A 17,994-nucleotide genomic window follows, 5' to 3' on the forward strand; every position below is an offset into this window, starting at 1 on the left:
TATTCATTTAGTTAATTTGCTCTAGCTGTGGACGGTTCTCTGATTTACCACTGCATTTTTCAATATATAGCTTTTCACAATAAGCTATATTCAATGCATCAAGTTGAGCATCTTTATTTTGTTCTTCTGTACTTACTCTGGCGTAGCCAATTCTCATTATTTATACCGTAAATAAAAGATAAGAAAATTTTACGTAGATAACTTTACGGGTTTGTTTACACCTAAACAAGTTGTTTTCATGTGAGTATTGATGATCGGGCGAATAGAAAAAATAAATTAAACATGACAGCCATTCTAATTCAAGATATGAGGGGGACTAACGCTGATAATCTCTAATTTTATGTTATTGAGACCATTTTACGATAATCGTATAGGTTGAATTGAAGACAATTTAAACTGCGAAGACACCCATTTAAATTCAAGAAAGTTATTGTGAAAATTCAGACCGAAACCGCGAGCAATTTAGTAGCGCAGCTTTGTTTGTTCAATTAGAGTGGTTGTTTAATTTCTAGGGTTTAAAACAATAGACCCCAACATGAGGCAAATTAACGTGACACCCATCTTAATTGGGATAGCTTTGCTTGTTCAATTAAGGTGCCTGTCTTGCTTTATTCTTCTATATAAATTAGCTGTTTATGTGCGTCGACACTCAAATAAGTTACTGTGTCGGATGGCGCTTTGCTTATCCGACCACCATTTTCAAATATATTTGAAGAGTGGTGGTTACCTTCTCTGCCAGGCTAGTTGTCTAATATTGAATATTCGGTGGGTTTAACTTAAAAAATTAACAAAAAAATTAACAAGACACCCATCCTAAATTTTTACTCCATTAGACAAATATTTTAAGCCGTATAATAACCGCAATGATGCAATATAAGCTGCTTATGCATCGGTCAGCTGTTTGGGACTTTTCAATACCTGAAAGCATCGATGGTATAACGAATGGATTAAATTCAGCTATTAAGAAGGTTGAAAGAGCTACACAGCATTGTGAAGCCCCCCCTGGAATTAGGTGTTAATATGTTTAAAAAAAGCAAAGTTTTTTTTGTCGTAATGTTTTTAGCTTCATTCGCTTGGAGTACTTATTTAGTAACAATTGTTTCAGAAGGTCTGGCTACGAAAAGTTGGCCCGTGGTCGAGGGTACTGTTATTTCTAGTAATGCACTGCGTATACAACATAACCAAGAGCGCTATATTATAGAAGTCGAATACTCTTATTCAGTTGAGAAAAAGCTATTTGTCGGAAACCGAGTATCTAACTTTAACTCTATGCTTGATAGAGCGGATCGAGATTTACAACTTAAGAAATATGAAACGAGCAATAAAGTTAATGTTTATTATAACCCTCAGGAGCGCAGTAAAGCCTACTTAATAGTAGGCGTAGACTACGGTATTTATCTTTTGTTGTTTGCGTGTATAGCAATGGTGTTTTTTTCAGCCGTGAATTTAAGAACGTTATTAAAAAACTGATTTTAACGAGGCTTGTAGCAGAGACAGAAAACTAATTGGGTTAGGTTTTCTTCTTGCCTTTGGTTGATTATTGCTAATCTTGAGGTATTAATTTATACAAATTGATAGGTTATAAAATGACTAGGCCTATTAGGTTATAGTGTACGGACGCGTTATAGGGCAATCCTCCCCGAAAATTAATAGAAGCCAAATATGAAAAAATTTATATCTATATTTAAATTGTTAATTTTAATAGTCGTTGTTTTTTCTGTAAAAGCATTTGCTTTACAGGAAAATATTGAATGTAAAAAAATATTATGGGGTCAACTGTTTAAGAATCAAAGTGATCTGATTGGAACTAAAGTGTGCTTAGTTGGATATTATGGACACCTTGGTTTTTATGAAGATCGTGCAGATCTAGAAAAAATGTCAAAGCAATACTTAGTATTCCCATTTTACGGTGATGTAACTGAGGGGTTTGTTAAGCGTTGTAGTTATAGAATGCTTTTAGTAGAGGGCGTTATTTCCAGCCATGAAAAAAGTAAAGCACCACGAATTAGAAAAGTAACTAGGTTAAGCCCACTCTCGGACCCTGAATATAGCTGCTTAGACCAAATATCAGGCTTTGTGAATTAAAGCGTACTATTGGGTGACGCCAATTATTTGATTGGTTAGCTATAAGTAGATGCTAGGTTTAGGCGGCTGTGTTAAAATCGCCGCGTTTAATTTTAGCTAACGGTATAAAAGGCTTTTTTCATGGCAAACACAGCACATGCACTTCACATTTTGGTTAAGCACAAAGAAATTGCAGAAGACATTATTAAGCAATTAGGTAAAGGTGCAAAGTTTCAAACCTTAGCTAAAAAGTATTCGTCATGCCCATCGGGCAAAAAAGGCGGTGACTTAGGTGAATTTGGACGCGGCCAAATGGTCCCACAGTTTGACAAAATTGCGTTTAAAGGCGCAATTTTAGAGCCCCACCTAGTTAAAACTAAATTTGGCTGGCATGTAATTAAAGTACTTTATCGTACTTAATTTACTTAAACAGTTTGGCAAATTGACGCCGTATTGGGGAGCGTCCATCTCATCACCTATCCTAAATTTTATACTTTGACGAACTAAGAATTAGGATGGGTGTCATCTTAATTTATATTAACTTAAAATAAAGCCGCTAAAACACTCGAAATCCCGTCCAAAACGCCAATTGAAACAACACCAAACCAGCTTTTTATATTCTATGAAAAACACAGTAATCGATTGAACCAAAATAGGAACTCAGCTATGGTTTGTTTATCAATAAAAACAAATTTAAAAACGAGTTAATCTACAGGCTCGTTAGCCTTATGTCTGGAGATTCTTAATTCGTGAATTCTGAAAAAGAAGAGTTATACCAAAGCGCTTTTGATTTGTACTTCAAAATTTTAGAATCAGAAGGTGATCGAGGCGCTGTACTTACCGCTAGTGCATTTATTGAGCACGAACTTTCAAAAATAATGCAACAAAGATTCCCAAAACAAGAAGAAGGTGATAAAGATCACATATTTGGTCCTCATGGTGTATTAAGTGGTTTCGATTCTAAATTGAAATTTGCTTATAGGTTTCATATTTTAACAAAAGAAGAAATATCATTTTTTGATGGTTTTAGAAAAAATATTAGAAATCCTTTTGCTCACACTTTTACAGTGATGAGTTTAGAAATACTTAGAGATAAATTTATCGGAGTATTACAGTCATTTTCACCTATTAATCGTGAGGTAAAAAGATTAGTCGCTGAAAAGGGAATGCGGTTTAGCGAAACTTCGACTAGATATTTGTTTAATATTACAATGGCGCTTATTATGGCTGATTTATCATTCTTTATGATGACACCTAAATTTTTTAAAGTTAAAGTTAAAGTTAAGTGATTGAAAAATAGAGATGAAAATTCATTTCAGCAGTGCAAATAACAGTTGGCTTTGCTCCTGCGTCGCTTATTTTAGCCAACAATTATTTGCCTCTGAATGAGGCGTAGAGGCTGTAGAATTACTCATTTTTAAGAAAAACAGCCTGTTTTATGGGTTCCAAATGCATTACCTAATGCTTTAAAAGCGCTTAGAGTTAATAAATTAACGTGGCACCCATCTTAATTGGGATAGCTTTGCTTGTTCAATTAAGGTGCCTGTCTTGCTTTATTCTTCTATATAAATTAGCTGTTTATGTGCGTCGACACTCAAATAAGTTACTGTGTCGGATGGCGCTTTGCTTATCCGACCACCATTTTTAAATATATTTGAAGAGTGGTGGTTACCTTCTCTGCCAGGCTGGTTGTTTAATATTGAATATTCGGGGGGTTTAACTTAAATTTTTACGCAGACGAAAATAGCGTTGCCTGAGCGTTGTGCCCATCAGCCGAAATTAGTTGAACACTACAAATACCCATCCTGATTTTTATACAGAGAAGTTCATTTACGAGAATCTTAGAGGCTATGTTAGAGATAAGTCGCTTGTGATGTTACGAATAATCACGCGCATTTAATACTGTATATTGACGATAAAATATCAAATAAGTTTATAGTAAGGTGATTATTGTTCGCTTACTTATACGTAATAAAAAAGCTGCAATGTGCAGCCTTTTTAAGTATTAAACAACTATTTAACTCGTTAAGCGTCTTGCTTGGCTTCTTCTTCACTAATTTGTTTTAGTGCTTGAATGAATGAGTCGCTTGGTTGTCCGCCAGTAAGTGCATATTTATCGTTTATGATAAATGTAGGGACGGAAGTAATACCCATCTGTTTAAAGTTGTCTTGCTCTTGGCGTACGTCTTGTACGTATTTGTCTGAATGTAGAATACCGCGCGCAGTTTCTTTATCAAGACCCACTTTTTCAACAACGTCGAGCAACGCTTCTTCTTGATTTAAGTATTTTAAATCGGTGAAGTGTGCTTCAAAAAAGGCGAGTTTTAACTCGGTTTGCTTACCTTCTTCACGTGCCCACATTAATAAACGATGCAAATCAAAGCTGTTGATCATGATGCGTTTGCCATCAAAATTAAAGGTAAACCCAGCACGCTGGCCTGCTTCGAACATGTTTTTACGATTTTCGTCGCCTTGCTCTTCACTTAGGTTGTACTTTTGCATTAAGTGTTCGTTTAAGTCTTGACCTTCAATTGGCATATCTGGATTTAGTTCAAAAGGATGCCACGTAATATCTGCGCTCATTTCGTCTTTAAGTTGCTCTAGTGCAGTTTCTAGGTTTTTGTAACCCACTACACACCAAGGGCACATTACGTCTGAAACGATATCAATTTTAAAGTTTTTCATATTTATCCTTTTGAGGATTGCTTATAACTAAGTATAAAAAAGGATATTGGGACGAAGTATGCATTATCAATCCTCAAACTAAAAAGAGCAGCTAAACAGCTGCTCTTGAAGGTAATCAGTTTTAAGCGTTAAGCCCAAATGGGTCGTCAATGCTATAACTTGGTTGTGTAAACCAATGAGGGCCGTTGTCGGTCATGTAAAAATGATCTTCTAAACGTACGCCAAATTCATCGGGTATAACTAACATTGGCTCGTTACTAAAGCACATGCCTGGGGCAAGTGGGGTTTTATCACCGCCAACTAAGTATGGCCATTCGTGAATGTCTAGCCCAATGCCATGCCCCGTTCGATGCGGGCAACCCGGTGTTTGGTAATGCGGGCCTAACCCTTGCGCGGCTAAATAAGTCCGTGCGCCAGCGTCTACGTCTTCGCAGGTAGCACCGATTTTAGCTGCATTAAATGCCGCCATTTGCGCTGCTTTTTCGTGATCCCAAAACATGCGTTGGCGCATTGTTGGTTCGCCAAATACATAAGTACGGGTTATATCCGATAGGTAATCGTGTACTTTACAGCCGGTATCTATTAATACCATATCGCCTTTTTTAAGTACTTGGGCGTCTTTAACACCATGCGGGAAAGACGTTGCAACACCAAATAAAACAATACAAAAATAGTTACCTGGTGCGCCTACTTTTTGATGTGCTTGCTTAATAAAGGCTTCTACTTCGGTGGTGGTTATTCCCTCATAAAGCATGCTTGCTGTGGCTTGATGCACGGCTAAGGTCATATCCATAGCGCGCTGCATTAAGCTAAGCTCGTGAACTGATTTATGCATACGGCAATGCGCCGTTACAGGTTGTGCGTTTATGAGTGTTAAACCCGTTTGCGCTTTATTAATACCGTCGAATATAAAAAACTGTGCGCTTTCATCAATGCCAATGGTTGCGTTTTCATTAATGTTTAGTTTTTTTAGCACTTCGACAAAAAGTGCGTAAGGGTTTTCGTGCTCTTGCCACCCATGAATAGGCCCATCTATCACTTTAAACCCGTTTAACGAGCCAATCTCAAAGTATGGTGCTATATATTGCACGTCACCAAGGGCGGGTAATATTGCGCCAACCATGCGTTCGCTCGCGTACCATTTCATGCCTGTAAAGTAGGTTAGATTGGTGCCAGCGTTTAAATATATTGCATCTATGTTGTTTGCTAGCATATACGCTTGCGCCTTGGCTATGCGCTCTAAATGTTCGTCAGCAGCAATAGGGGTTAGCGTTTGCGTCATATTACTTAAGCTTGCCAGCGCTTGCTCGCTTGATTGTGTACCTATACCTATGGTGGTCATGTTTTTCTCCTTGGTTTTTAGGCATTGTGCGCAATGTGAAAAGGGAATTCAATTTTATGAGATAACATGCACGCTAAGGTTTTTTTGCATAAGGCAGGCGCATTAATTTATTACTGGTATGGTAGCTATCAAGCCCGGTTACTGCCACTGTTTCTATTGCTTGTAAATCTAAAAAGCCATCACTTTGTAGTGCTGCTTTATCTACATATACATCCATAATTTCGCCAATAACAAGCTCGGTACCATTGATGGCTAAATGTTGGTTTTCTACAAATTTAACCGAGTACTTTAAGCGGCTTTCTTGTACAAAAGGCGCTGCAAAGTCGTTTAAGTATTCAGGTGTTAAGCCTGTAGCATCAAACTCAGACTCGTCTTTATCATAACGAGCTGAGGTTTGATGAGCTTGCTTATAAATTGACTTATTCACTTGGTTTATGGTGTAAGTGCCCGTTTGTAAAATATTTTCAAACGTATGACGCGGCACACTGTGAGGGCGCATTATCATTGCGACTAACGGTGGATTTGCACCTAAGTGAATAACGGAGCTGACAATAGATAGATTGGTATTGCCAAGTAAGTCTTGCGTACCAATTAAATTAGCGCTTTTAAAACCCGAAAGAGAATTAATTAAATGAGTACGGGTATGTTTTTCAAGTGAGTCTATTTGCGCTTTAGTAAAATGCATTAAAAGTCCTTACCACGGTATTGTAGAGCCTTGCCAATCTAAATAAGCAGGTTCACCGTTTAGTTTTAAATCGGGGTTATTGTTTGTTAATTCAAAAAGTTGCTTAGCTACAAATTCAGGCGTAAATAATTTACCTGCAGGTACGTTTTTTTGAAAAGGCTTAGAGAGTGCTGTATCGGTGGTGCCTGGATGAAACAAAACGAGTTTGGTGTTTTTAGCACGACGAGCAAGTTCAATAGACGCCGTTTTAAACAACATGTTAAGCGCCGCCTTAGATGCGCGGTAAGTATACCAACCACCTAATTTATTGTCGTTTATGCTGCCTACGCGCGCACTTAATGCAGTAATAGTACACTGCGTTTTGTGGGTTAACAGCGGCAAAATACTCTGCAAGCAAAGTAGGGGAGTTAGGGTGTTTGAATTTAGAAGTTGGCTAAAATACTCAGCGTCTAAATCCTCCATCTTTTTTTCAGGCATATGGGTTTCGTTGTGCAGTGTACCATTGAATATAATAACTTGTTGTATATCGGCATTTTGCTCTTTTAGGTAATTAGTAACGCGCGCTAAACTTTGTTTTGTGTAGTCAGTATGCAGGTGGACAACACTTGAGCCAGATTCAATACTTTTTGAACTAATACAAACGATCTGATGAGTAGGCGTGTTTATTTGTAGATGTTCTATATATGCATTTGCTATGGCACTGCTTGCGCCGAATAAAACAATAATTTTCATTTATCACCTTTTGCTTTTAGTCCACATTGGCCATTACTGCACTGAGTATTTGGCATTAAAAAGCGACTGATGGGGTGCCGATACTTAGCAAATAATAGGTATCCGCAGTCAGCGAAAAAGCGAATTATTGGCAAGCGAAAAATTTTCAACCAGCCGTGTTTACCCACTATTTTCCATGCTTCGTAAGTTATATCAAGCCCATAAATCATTTCACCTGATTGCTTTTGAGCTTGAAGGTAGTTCATTGCTTTGTCTTTATCAATATACGGGTAGCGCTCACTGAAGTCGCTCGCGTTAAGATCTTCAAGCGTAATTAAGTTTTTGTTATCAGCGTGTTTTAGTTGCTGCATTTCGGTACTACAAAGAGGGCAGTTACCATCGTAAAAAATGATCATGTGAATGCTTTGTGATTATTTTATATATACTTTTTTACGACAAGACATTGCAAATGGATCTATTAAATATCTCTTCATGATGATATTAATAGTGTCCTACGAAAAAATGGAGACTGATAAATGAGTGAACAATACGCCGCCTTGCGAGGTAATGTAAATTTACTAGGGCAACTACTAGGACAAACAATCAAAGATGCCCAAGGTCAAGCGATTTTAGATAAAGTGGAAGAAATTCGTGCTTTATCAAAATCATCTCGCAGTGGTAACGAAGACGACAGACAAGCGCTAATAGATGTTTTACATGCGCTTAGTGATGAAGAGCTTTTACCGGTTGCCCGTTCATTTAATCATTTTTTAAACCTTGCTAATGTAGCAGAGCAATTTCATACCGTTTCGCGTTTTAACGACGTTGGCCTTGGTCAACAAAACCCTCTCACTCAAACATTAAAAACGTTAGCTACAAAAGCAGAACAAGGCCAGTTAGACAGTAATCATTTGGCCGAAACACTCTCAAAACTCCACATAAACTTAGTACTGACCGCTCACCCAACCGAGGTTACGCGCCGTACTATTATTAACAAACACGTTGAACTAAGTGATTGCTTAGCGTCATTAGAGCGAAAAGATAACTTAGTGCAAGAGCGAGACAATATTTTAAATCGTATTGAACAGCTGATTAGCCAAGCTTGGCATACCGACGATATTCGTCGCTCTCGCCCAACGCCAGTTGATGAAGCCAAATGGGGCTATGCAGTAATAGAAAATAGCCTGTGGCATGCGGTTCCGCGCTTTTTACGTGAATTTTCAGCGAATGTTAAAGACCAGTTGAGCTTAGAGTTACCAATAGATTACAGCCCAATTGAGTTTACATCGTGGATGGGTGGAGACCGTGATGGTAATCCGTTTGTAACATCGCAGGTAACAAAAGAAGTGCTTGATCATGGTCGTTGGATGGCACTTAACTTATACATTCAAGACTTAAAAACGTTGTGCGCTGAACTCTCTATGTCAGATGCCAGTGATGAGCTTGTTGAGCTTGCAGGGCAGGAATTTGAACCATATAGAGCAGTAATCAAAAAGCTTAAAAATCAGGTTGCAGAAACAGTGGCGCACTTAGGTGCTAAAATTAAAAATAAGCGCAGCGATTCACAAGATTTAATTACTAATATTAATCAGCTTAAGCACCCAGTTGAAGTGTGCTATCGCTCGTTATTAAAGTGTAATATGAAAGTAGTTGCGGATGGCTTATTACTTGATTTACTGCACCGTATAAATAGCTTTGGTTTGCGTTTAGCCAAACTTGATGTGCGCCAAGATTCATCTCGCCACGGCGATGTGTTTTCAGAACTGACTCGTTATTTAGGTTTAGGCGACTACAACCAATGGCAAGAGCAAGACAAACAAGCATTTTTACTTGCAGAGCTTAACTCGCGCAGACCGCTTATTCCAAAACATTGGCAACCAAGCCCTGATGTACAAGAAGTACTTGATACCTTTGATGTAATTGCCAAGCAAGACGAAGCAACATTTGGTTTGTATATTATTTCGATGGCACGAACAGCGTCAGACATTTTAGCAGTACAACTGTTGCTAAAAGAAAGCGGCTGTAGCTTTGATTTACCAGTAGCACCGTTGTTTGAAACACTCGACGATTTAAACGCAGGCAGTGATGTAATTACCACATTGCTTGATAATGTTTGGTATCGCGGGCACATTAAAAACACCCAAAACGTAATGATTGGTTACTCTGATTCAGCTAAAGATGCTGGCATGATGGCAGCAGGTTGGGCGCAGTACGAAGCAATGGATAAGCTAGTACAGCTTGCTGATGCACGTGGTATTGAGCTTGTTTTATTCCACGGACGTGGTGGTACAGTAGGACGTGGTGGTGCACCCGCTGCACAAGCGCTGCATTCACAACCGCCTGGCTCATTAAAAGGTGGCTTGCGTGTAACCGAGCAAGGCGAGATGATTCGCTTTAAATTTGGTTTACCCGATGTAGCACTGCAAAGCTTAAATATTTACGCAGGCGCAGTTCTGCAAAGTAACTTATTACCGCCGCCGGAGCCAAAACCGCAGTGGCGCGAAGTAATGAAGCTAATAAGTGAGGAGTCGTGTGAGCATTACCGTAATGTAGTTCGCCATGATGAAAACTTTGTACCTTACTTTAGAATGGCAACACCTGAGCTTGAACTGTCTAAGTTACCGCTTGGCTCGCGTCCTGCAAAACGTAATCCTAATGGTGGCGTTGAAAGCCTACGTGCTATTCCGTGGATTTTTGCGTGGAGTCAAAACCGTTTAATGCTTCCTGCATGGTTAGGTGCGTTAACTGGCTTAAAGGCTGCGCTTGATAAATACGGCGCCGAAACACTAAATGAAATGAGCTTACAGTGGCCGTTTTTTAGATCGCGCCTAGAAATGCTAGAAATGGTATTTAGTAAAGCCGATTGTTGGTTGAGTGAGCATTACGATAATGCGCTGGTGGAAGATATGTACAAACCATTGGGTGTAACGCTTCGTAAAGAGCTACAAGAAGCTATTAGCCTAGTACAGTCACTTAGCCCGCAAAAAAGCCTACTAGCCGAACAACCTTGGATTAAGGAGTCGATTAGTTTACGTAACCCGTACACCGATCCACTTAACTTACTACAGGTTGAGCTTTTACGTCGTGCTCGCTCAGAGGAAAAACGCAACGAAGGTGACATTGATAATGCATTAATGATCACGATGACAGGTATTGCAGCAGGTATGCGTAATACCGGTTAACATGTTATGTTGTTAGGTATACCAATTAATTATTTTGTTGGGTATATCAGTTAAAATTAAGGGGAGCACGCGATGTGTTCCCTTTTTTGCGTTAAATAGGCTGGTATTTAACACCCTAACCTTTTAAACTACGTAGCCATTGAATAATTAAAAAATGTTATGGCTTCAGCAACTTTTACTGTACAGCAAGATACAGCACTTACAAATTCGCACATCACATTAAACGTAGCGCAAACAGCGTCATTACGTAGTCAATTAAAATCACAACGTGGCATATTAAATTCTAATAATATTAAACAGTTATGCGCACAACTCAATGTGTCTGATGATGCATTATTACAAGGTTTAGTACCTTTGGCTTCTGAGTATGCTGTTGCGCCGATATCAGATTTTCATGTAGGCGCAATTGTTAAAGCACTTGATGAAAACGATGAGGTAAACTTTTACTTTGGTGCAAATGTAGAATTTAATCATCAAGCATTGAGTTTAGTGGTTCATGCAGAGCAATCGGCTATAAATAACGCATGGTTAAACGGCGCCAAAAAAATAGTTAAAATAGCGATTAGCGATGCACCGTGTGGATATTGCCGCCAGTTTATGAACGAACTCGCTGATGCGAAAGAGTTTGATATTTTATTGCCAGAGCAACACTTTAAGTTGGCAGAATTACTGCCGTACTCGTTTGGGCCGACTGATTTAGGTAACGCGTTTAGCTTGTTTAATCCAGAGCCTCACCAGCAAGTATTTGCAAATGATCAACTAGATGAAAAACTAGCAAGTACAGCATTAAACGCATACGTACCCTATAGTAAAAACTTTAGTGCAGTAAAAATTAGTACATTTGAAAATGGCGATTTTTACGGAAGTTACGCAGAAAACGCAGCGTACAGCCCAAGCTTGTCGCCACTGCAAAGTGCACTTAGCCAATTATTTATCGCAGGGCTTAGCTTTGATGAGCAGACGGTAAAAGGTATTACACTTTTAGAAACCGCAGGCCATGAAAACCAAGCGGGTGTAGCACGTGCTGTACTTGCAAGTTTTAAAAATTTACCGGCAATAGAAGTAATTAGCGCTCAGCTAAAATAACCTCTTAAAAACAATAAAGCACAGGCAAAGCTGTGCTTTATTAAAATGCGCCATTCTATCGAATTAAATAACTCACTAACTGCGTTAAAAATTATTCATATAAGACAACTATACTTCATAATTTTTGCCTTGTTACTGAGCCATTTTCTTATCGTTATAATAGCCCATTAATAATAGAATCCGTATTAATCAAGTAATACTTTAGCCGCTTCTAATACTACCGCTACAGATTTACGCTCAATTTCACCATGGTCAACATTTGGTATTTCTTGGCGAGTACGATTAACAAGTACGCCTGCTACACATGCTGCTTGTAAACCAAGGGCTGCACACATAGTGAATAATGTTGCTGATTCCATTTCGTAGTTCATCACGCCCAGTTTTTGCCACTCTTCGCAGCTACCTTGTAGTGATTTAGGAACGTAACCAGAATGCGTATCGTAACGCTCTTGTCCTGGATAAAATGTATCGCTTGATGCAGTAATACCAATATGAAAATCGATATTTAAGTTTTTACATGCTTGTACCATAGCTTGTGTTGCATAAAAGTCAGACACAGCAGGGTAGCTAAGAGGAGCAAAATGCTGGCTTGCACCGTCTAAACGTACAGACGCTTGGCTAATTAAAATTTCGCCTTCGTTGATATGTGGCTGAATCGCACCTGTTGTACCAATACGTAAAAATTTACGCACGCCAAGTTGTGCTAATTCTTCTACTGCAATCGACGTAGATGGACCACCAATACCCGTGGAACAAACAACCACCGAATGGCCGTTTAGTTGACCTAAGTAAACATGAAACTCACGAGTTTGAGCAAGGCAAGTTGGGTTGTCTAGGAATTGTGAAATGCGTGCAGCACGATCTGGATCGCCCGGTACAATCGCAAGTTTTGCACCTTTAAGATCGTCAATACATAGTCCTAAGTGAAATACCTTTTCCATAGCTAAGCCTTTTTATAATAAATTGTGTCAATCTAGCATCATTGCTAGAAACGTTTATCAAGTACAGGACGATTGTCCGTTTTATCTTAACTCCTCCAATTAAGTCTTAATAATTTTAAGGATTAATTTGATTTATTCATCAACTATGAATATTCAATCAAGTGCTTATATACGTAGGCTTGTTGTGCTGTTGACATGTTCAAGCAGACATAATAAGTATCAACCAAGCGCGTAACTACAATTAAATAGTTTATGGTAAATACTCATTAATATTAAATTAATTCAATGGCTTAAATTTGTATTAAGCACGTAAAAGGTAACGTGTTTATTTATATTAGGCACAGACTTATTTAGCAAAGTGGAATTTATTTGAAGTTTAGGCACTTTTGGTGATTTTGCATAACTAATCAAAAGTAATTAGCTACGTACAGAATAAAAATCGAAGGAGTTTATTATGAGCACACAATTTGAAGCATTTAAAAACAAAGTTGAGCACTGTTTGTGCGCACCTGGTGATGGCGTATACACAGTAAATACTGCAAAAGAGCGCAAAGCCGCACTGCGTGATAAACTTTATGGACAAACTGAAAACGTTGATAATTTGTGGCGCGAGTCTTTAAATGAATTACCAAATTCTCCACATAAAGCCGTTATGTTAGGTATTAGCTCAGACTGTGGCGGTGGTATTTTACGCGGAGCAAACTGGGGGCCACTGTTTGTGCGCTCAGCTTTAATTGATCAGCAACCGCAGTGTCACTCGTTTGATTTAGGCGATGTACGTGTAATCCCACATTTACTTCATGATAAATACCTAAATGATGCAACCATTTCTAATTGCCAAAAAGCCCTGTACGGTAATGAAGATAACGACTATTACGTAAGCCCATTATCAATCACTGAGGATGTATGCGACAGCTTTTACGCGACATTTAAAGATAAAGGGATATTTGGTATTGGTGGCGATCACTCAATTAGTTACCCACTTACCAAAGCGTACTTAAAAGCAAAACGTGAGCAAGGTAAGCGTACCGCTATTATTCACTTTGACGCGCATACCGATTTACTTGTTGAGCGCCTAGGCATAGATTTATGTTTTGGCTCGTGGTGTACGCATATTTTAGAATTTTTACCAGCACCACATCATTTAATACAATTTGGTATACGCTCAAGTGGCAAGCCTAAAGCGCACTGGGAAAGTACCTTTGGCGTTAAGCAACATTGGGCACATGAAATCATTGAGCGCGGCGCAGCAGCGGTTGCTGCCGACGCTATTGCACAATTAAAAGCTGATAACGTTGATGAAGTATACGTAAGCTTTGATATTGATGCGCTTGATGCAGAGTTTGCATCTGCCACAGGTACGCCAGAACATAATGGTTTAACACCACAGCATGCGCTTGATATTTTATCAGCCATTGCGGATGAGTTTCCGATTACGGGTGCGGATATGATGGAAATAGCGCCATTTACCGACAGCTCTTTAGTTGGCCAATCAAGCTCTGAAACGACACTTAGAGAAGGCGCTAAAATTTCAGCCTTTTTAATTAGTGCGATGAACAAGTAAGCTGTAGGAGCTATAAATACTAGCACTATCAGCGTATAAGTGTGCATTACATGACTAAAAACTAGCAGTTCATAAAGCCTCAGCTATATTTATTAAATACTTATAATGAGTTAGTTGAGGCCTTGCTAAATGAAATTATTGATCTTTTTATTGTTCATTAGCTGTATTAAAGTTGATGCAACTGAAATTACAATAGTAACGGAAGTATTTCCGGACTTTCAGTATCTCAATGAAGATAATAAACTCGTTGGCCGTTCTGTCGATAAAGTTCATAAAGCGCTAGAAGGCACTGGTATAAAATACACTATGTTGGCGCATAGTTGGGCCATATCTTACAATGCAGCGTTACGCGATAAAAATACCTGTATATTTTCAATTGTTCGACTACCTAATAGAGAAAGTAAGTTTAACTGGGTAGGCGAACTGGAAAGCTTTGATTCTGCTATTTATGGTCTAAAATCTAGAGGTATAAAGTTAAATACTCTCAATGATGCTAAAAAATATAAAATAGCAGTACTGCGTGATAACTTTAGTCATCACTATTTGCTTGAAAGGGGCTTTAGTGAAAGCAAGCATTTATTACTCATCGATAGCCTAGATAAAATAGATAAACTTATAAGCACTCGTCACGATATTCTTGATTTTGTTGTTCTTAGCAAAAAGCAATTTAGCTATCGAATAAAAACTGAGCCAAGGCTTGAGCTACTCGAGCCATTACTAAATCTAAATACAGCTCAATCTCCATTATTTTTTGCTTGTAATATAAATATGGATCCGGCCTTAGTTGTTCAATTAAAAGTCGCCTTTAAAGGCAATTAAACAGTTTAAAAAAAACAGTTTGATCAATGTAACCTCATGAAATTAAATTACTTTAATATATTTTATAAATATAAATTGCCGCATTTTAAAAACCGATTATAATCCAGCTGCTTTATGTTTAAAAAAGCACTAACTTTTTGGAGCGTTAAATGGGTGATTTAATCGGGATTAGCTTATTGATCTTGATCAGTGCGTTGTTTGCTATGTCAGAAATAGCAATTGCAGCGTCGCGTAAAATAAAACTGCGAGTAATGGCAGATGAAGGGAATATAAAGGCAGCAGCGGTACTAAAGCTACAAGAAAATCCAGGGGCTTTTTTTGCCATGATCCAAATAGCACTCAACGCGATAGCGATATTGGGCGGTATTGTGGGCGAGCAGGCGCTATCTCCTTATGTTGAAAGTGTGTTGGTATTGTTTTATCAAGGTGTGCATTTAGAAAAGATTAGCTTTTTACTTTCATTTTTTACTATTACATCTTTGTTTATATTGTTTGCCGATTTAATGCCGAAGCGTTTAGCGATGATCATGCCAGAAGCCGTTGCAGTTCGTGTAGTAACCATTATGCGCTGGGTTACCTTTGCATTAACCCCGCTGGTGATGTTTTTTAATGGTGTTACTAACTTTGTACTGCGCTTATTTAAGGTGCCGGCTGAGCGAGAAGACAATGTAACAACAGAGGACATTGTTGCCATGATGGATGCAGGTGCTGCATATGGCAGTTTGCAAAAGCAAGAGTATGAACTCATTGGCAATGTGTTTGACCTAGAAGCACGGTTTTTATCAAGCGTGATGACGCCACGTGACCAAATTGTGTATTTTGATTTAAACGAATCTAGCCATGATATTGCCACTAAAATTATAGATCATCCTCATAATCACTTTTTAGTGGTGTCAGGAAATTTAGATAAGTTGCATGGCTCTGTTGAATCTAAAGATATTTTACGACAAGTCCTAAAAGGCGAAGCCGCCAATATAAACGACGACCTAATTGATAAAGATGTTTTTTACTTACCCGAAACATTAAGCCTATCAGAAGCTTTAAATGCGTTTAAAAGTGCAGCAAAACCATTTGCGGTAGTAGTAAACGAATATGCGCTTTCTGTGGGTATTGTTACGGTAAAAGATTTAATGAAAGGGTTTATGGGTGATTTAATCACTCATCAAGGCGACGAATTAATCATAGAACGCGATAAAAATTCATGGCTTGTAGATGGCTTAACCCCAATTACCGATTTAGCAAAAGTACTTGATATAGAAGAATTTCCTGACCAGATGCACTATGAAACGGTCGCTGGCTTTTTAATTTACAATATGAAGCGAATACCTAAACGCGCGGAGCATTTAACTTTTTCAGGTTTTAAGTTTGAAGTTGTTGATGTAGAAGGAATTAGGGTAGAGCAGTTGTTAGTTTCAAGGGTTATTAACCCGCAGAGTGCTAATATCCTTTAAAATAAGGTGTGCGCTTTAGTTTTTATATAAATAGCCAAGCTGTATTTGCTTGGCTTTTTTGTGTCTGCTAAAAACTTCGTTTCTAAAATGAGATATTATTTCAATATGTTAAGTTGTTTTATTTTCATACAGTCTTGATTCTATTTTCATCTAATTAACATTAAATGCAACCTAAGACGTATATTGTACTGAGGAGTGTAAGTTTGTGTAAATTTCTTCTAATTAAGATTCATTATCAGCGCGTTTTAATTTAGAATGATCGTTCACTCTAAACTAAAAGGTATTTAACATGCAGCGTTCCCGCATCGCTTTATTTGTATTGTCAGCCCTCGTCGGTTCTGTTGCTTTAACTGGTTGCGATCAGGCTGCTGAGCAGTCACAAGCTTCAGCTCCTAAAGCTGTACCAGTGGGTGTACTTACATTAAAAAGCCAAGCGCTTACTCTCAAAAAAGAACTTCCTGGTCGTATCAGTGCATTTCAAATTGCTGAAATTCGCCCACAAGTAAGTGGTATTGTGCAATCTCGTTTATTTGTTGAAGGTAAAGAGGTTAAACAAGGCCAGGCTCTGTATCAAATAGACCCTGCGACATTTGAAGCAGACTTAGCAGCAAGTGAAGCAAGTGTTGCACGTGCTCAGGCGAGTATTTCAAGTAGTAAAGCTAAAGCATCTCGTTTTAGCGAGCTTTTAAAAATAAAAGCGGTAAGTCAGCAAGACTTTGATGAAGCAGATGCCGCATACAAACAAGCAAAAGCAGAATTATTAACGGCTAAAGCGCAGTTAAAATCGGCGCAAATTAACCTTGATTACAGCCATGTGTCGTCACCAATTAGTGGTCAAATTAGTAAATCAAGCGTAACTGTAGGTGCACTAGTTAGTGCTAACCAAAGTACTGCACTTGCTACAGTGACTCAGTTAGATCCAATTTATATCGATTTAACACAATCAAGTAATGAGCTTACCAAACTTAAAAAAGCAATATCATCAGGTGCTCTAAGTGTTGATTCGACTAGCCAAACTGACGTTGAACTTATTATGGAAGATGGCTCTGTTTATCCTCATAAAGGCACATTGCAGTTTTCTGAAGTGACAGTTGATCCAAGTACTGGCTCAGTAATACTACGTGCTAAATTTTCAAACCCAGAAAAATTATTACTGCCAGGCATGTATGCCCGAGCTTCTATTGTGGAAGGTGTTAAGGCGGGTGCTATTTTAGCTCCGCAACGTGGTGTTAGCCGTAATTCAAAAGGCGAACCAACAGCAATGGTTGTCAGCAAAGATAACACAGTAGAAAGCCGCGTATTAAAAGTAGATAGAACGATTGGTTCTGATTGGCTTGTTACTGATGGCTTAATGGATGGCGATAAATTAATAGTTGAAGGTTTACAAAAAATCCGCCCTGGTGCACCAGTGAATCCATCTGAAATTCAATCGTCTACTAAAGCCGATCAAGCGCAATAACGGAG

Annotated in this window: 17 protein-coding genes; 10 read left to right on the forward strand and 7 right to left on the reverse strand. The window is 38.5% G+C overall.

Annotated elements, in window-relative coordinates; translation table 11 throughout:
• Positions 1–7: 7 nt before the first annotated feature.
• Positions 8–157 (reverse strand): recombinase family protein, encoded by a 150-nt coding sequence (locus I6F54_RS00270; protein WP_197139326.1) that lies wholly within the window; start codon positions 155–157, stop codon positions 8–10.
• An 863-nt stretch (positions 158–1,020) separates the two neighbouring features.
• Here I6F54_RS00270 and I6F54_RS00275 point away from each other — a divergent pair.
• The 4 genes from I6F54_RS00275 (at position 1,021) to I6F54_RS00290 (ending at position 3,353) form a co-directional block, all read left to right on the forward strand.
• On the forward strand, positions 1,021–1,470 hold the full coding sequence (locus tag I6F54_RS00275; RefSeq protein ID WP_197139327.1) for a DUF3592 domain-containing protein: 450 nt from the start codon (positions 1,021–1,023) through the stop codon (positions 1,468–1,470).
• 192 nt (positions 1,471–1,662) lie between these two features.
• Positions 1,663–2,085: a hypothetical protein gene (locus tag I6F54_RS00280; protein ID WP_197139328.1), complete on the forward strand. Its 423-nt coding sequence runs from the start codon at positions 1,663–1,665 to the stop codon at positions 2,083–2,085.
• Positions 2,086–2,205: 120 nt separating this feature from the next.
• On the forward strand, positions 2,206–2,484 hold the full coding sequence (locus I6F54_RS00285) for a peptidylprolyl isomerase (protein ID WP_008171402.1): 279 nt from the start codon (positions 2,206–2,208) through the stop codon (positions 2,482–2,484).
• A gap of 329 nt (positions 2,485–2,813) precedes the next feature.
• Positions 2,814–3,353 carry a hypothetical protein gene (locus I6F54_RS00290; RefSeq protein ID WP_197139329.1) on the forward strand — a complete coding sequence of 180 codons (540 nt, stop codon included), beginning with the start codon at positions 2,814–2,816 and terminating at the stop codon, positions 3,351–3,353.
• A 736-nt stretch (positions 3,354–4,089) separates the two neighbouring features.
• On the opposite strand, the gene I6F54_RS00295 is transcribed toward I6F54_RS00290, so the two are convergent.
• The 5 genes from I6F54_RS00295 to I6F54_RS00315 form a co-directional block, all read right to left on the reverse strand.
• Entirely contained in the window at positions 4,090–4,749 is a 660-nt protein-coding gene (locus I6F54_RS00295; RefSeq protein ID WP_008134379.1) for a DsbA family oxidoreductase, read from the reverse strand.
• Between the two features lie 121 nt (positions 4,750–4,870).
• Positions 4,871–6,091 (reverse strand): M24 family metallopeptidase, encoded by a 1,221-nt coding sequence (locus tag I6F54_RS00300; protein ID WP_197139330.1) that lies wholly within the window; start codon positions 6,089–6,091, stop codon positions 4,871–4,873.
• Positions 6,092–6,164: 73 nt separating this feature from the next.
• A complete protein-coding gene (locus I6F54_RS00305; protein WP_197139331.1) occupies positions 6,165–6,776 on the reverse strand; it encodes a flavin reductase family protein in 612 nt (203 codons plus the stop codon).
• Between the two features lie 9 nt (positions 6,777–6,785).
• Positions 6,786–7,508, reverse strand: a complete 723-nt coding sequence (locus I6F54_RS00310; protein ID WP_197139332.1) for an SDR family NAD(P)-dependent oxidoreductase — start codon at positions 7,506–7,508, stop codon at positions 6,786–6,788.
• Positions 7,505–7,903, reverse strand: a complete 399-nt coding sequence (locus tag I6F54_RS00315) for a thiol-disulfide oxidoreductase DCC family protein (protein ID WP_197139333.1) — start codon at positions 7,901–7,903, stop codon at positions 7,505–7,507. Before I6F54_RS00315 ends, I6F54_RS00310 begins: the two co-directional genes overlap by 4 nt.
• Positions 7,904–8,023: 120 nt before the next feature.
• On the opposite strand from I6F54_RS00315, the gene ppc reads away from it, so the two are divergent.
• Both ppc and cdd read left to right on the forward strand, forming a co-directional pair.
• Positions 8,024–10,669, forward strand: a complete 2,646-nt coding sequence (ppc, locus tag I6F54_RS00320; protein ID WP_165724946.1) for a phosphoenolpyruvate carboxylase — start codon at positions 8,024–8,026, stop codon at positions 10,667–10,669.
• A 159-nt stretch (positions 10,670–10,828) separates the two neighbouring features.
• Entirely contained in the window at positions 10,829–11,755 is a 927-nt protein-coding gene (gene cdd / locus I6F54_RS00325) for a cytidine deaminase (protein WP_197139334.1), read from the forward strand.
• Positions 11,756–11,940: 185 nt separating this feature from the next.
• Here the strand turns inward: cdd and udp are convergent, their stop codons facing one another.
• Entirely contained in the window at positions 11,941–12,696 is a 756-nt protein-coding gene (gene udp, locus I6F54_RS00330; protein WP_007582384.1) for a uridine phosphorylase, read from the reverse strand.
• A gap of 454 nt (positions 12,697–13,150) precedes the next feature.
• On the opposite strand from udp, the gene I6F54_RS00335 reads away from it, so the two are divergent.
• From I6F54_RS00335 to I6F54_RS00350, 4 genes are all read left to right on the forward strand, one after another.
• Positions 13,151–14,260, forward strand: coding sequence for an arginase family protein (locus tag I6F54_RS00335; protein ID WP_165740761.1), 1,110 nt, complete (start codon positions 13,151–13,153; stop codon positions 14,258–14,260).
• 129 nt (positions 14,261–14,389) lie between these two features.
• Positions 14,390–15,079 carry a transporter substrate-binding domain-containing protein gene (locus I6F54_RS00340; RefSeq protein WP_197139335.1) on the forward strand — a complete coding sequence of 230 codons (690 nt, stop codon included), beginning with the start codon at positions 14,390–14,392 and terminating at the stop codon, positions 15,077–15,079.
• Between the two features lie 149 nt (positions 15,080–15,228).
• Positions 15,229–16,530, forward strand: a complete 1,302-nt coding sequence (locus tag I6F54_RS00345) for a hemolysin family protein (RefSeq protein ID WP_197139336.1) — start codon at positions 15,229–15,231, stop codon at positions 16,528–16,530.
• 289 nt (positions 16,531–16,819) lie between these two features.
• Positions 16,820–17,989, forward strand: coding sequence for an efflux RND transporter periplasmic adaptor subunit (locus I6F54_RS00350; RefSeq protein ID WP_010553970.1), 1,170 nt, complete (start codon positions 16,820–16,822; stop codon positions 17,987–17,989).
• Positions 17,990–17,994: the final 5 nt, after the last annotated feature.

The organism is Pseudoalteromonas sp. SWXJZ10B, assembly GCF_015864475.1.
In the GTDB taxonomy this organism is placed as follows: domain Bacteria; phylum Pseudomonadota; class Gammaproteobacteria; order Enterobacterales; family Alteromonadaceae; genus Pseudoalteromonas; species Pseudoalteromonas arctica.

What these genes read in the sequence shown, in the direction of transcription:
- udp (WP_007582384.1), bottom strand. Translation starts at nt 12,696, where the DNA reads ATGGAAAAGGTATTTCACTTAGGACTATGTATTGACGATCTTAAAGGT.
- I6F54_RS00305 (WP_197139331.1), bottom strand. Translation starts at nt 6,776, where the DNA reads ATGCATTTTACTAAAGCGCAAATAGACTCACTTGAAAAACATACCCGT.
- I6F54_RS00350 (WP_010553970.1), top strand. Translation starts at nt 16,820, where the DNA reads ATGCAGCGTTCCCGCATCGCTTTATTTGTATTGTCAGCCCTCGTCGGT.
- I6F54_RS00315 (WP_197139333.1), bottom strand. Translation starts at nt 7,903, where the DNA reads ATGATCATTTTTTACGATGGTAACTGCCCTCTTTGTAGTACCGAAATG.
- cdd (WP_197139334.1), top strand. Translation starts at nt 10,829, where the DNA reads ATGGCTTCAGCAACTTTTACTGTACAGCAAGATACAGCACTTACAAAT.
- I6F54_RS00270 (WP_197139326.1), bottom strand. Translation starts at nt 157, where the DNA reads ATGAGAATTGGCTACGCCAGAGTAAGTACAGAAGAACAAAATAAAGAT.
- I6F54_RS00275 (WP_197139327.1), top strand. Translation starts at nt 1,021, where the DNA reads ATGTTTAAAAAAAGCAAAGTTTTTTTTGTCGTAATGTTTTTAGCTTCA.
- I6F54_RS00295 (WP_008134379.1), bottom strand. Translation starts at nt 4,749, where the DNA reads ATGAAAAACTTTAAAATTGATATCGTTTCAGACGTAATGTGCCCTTGG.
- I6F54_RS00300 (WP_197139330.1), bottom strand. Translation starts at nt 6,091, where the DNA reads ATGACCACCATAGGTATAGGTACACAATCAAGCGAGCAAGCGCTGGCA.
- I6F54_RS00310 (WP_197139332.1), bottom strand. Translation starts at nt 7,508, where the DNA reads ATGAAAATTATTGTTTTATTCGGCGCAAGCAGTGCCATAGCAAATGCA.
- I6F54_RS00345 (WP_197139336.1), top strand. Translation starts at nt 15,229, where the DNA reads ATGGGTGATTTAATCGGGATTAGCTTATTGATCTTGATCAGTGCGTTG.
- I6F54_RS00280 (WP_197139328.1), top strand. Translation starts at nt 1,663, where the DNA reads ATGAAAAAATTTATATCTATATTTAAATTGTTAATTTTAATAGTCGTT.
- I6F54_RS00285 (WP_008171402.1), top strand. Translation starts at nt 2,206, where the DNA reads ATGGCAAACACAGCACATGCACTTCACATTTTGGTTAAGCACAAAGAA.
- I6F54_RS00335 (WP_165740761.1), top strand. Translation starts at nt 13,151, where the DNA reads ATGAGCACACAATTTGAAGCATTTAAAAACAAAGTTGAGCACTGTTTG.
- I6F54_RS00340 (WP_197139335.1), top strand. Translation starts at nt 14,390, where the DNA reads ATGAAATTATTGATCTTTTTATTGTTCATTAGCTGTATTAAAGTTGAT.
- ppc (WP_165724946.1), top strand. Translation starts at nt 8,024, where the DNA reads ATGAGTGAACAATACGCCGCCTTGCGAGGTAATGTAAATTTACTAGGG.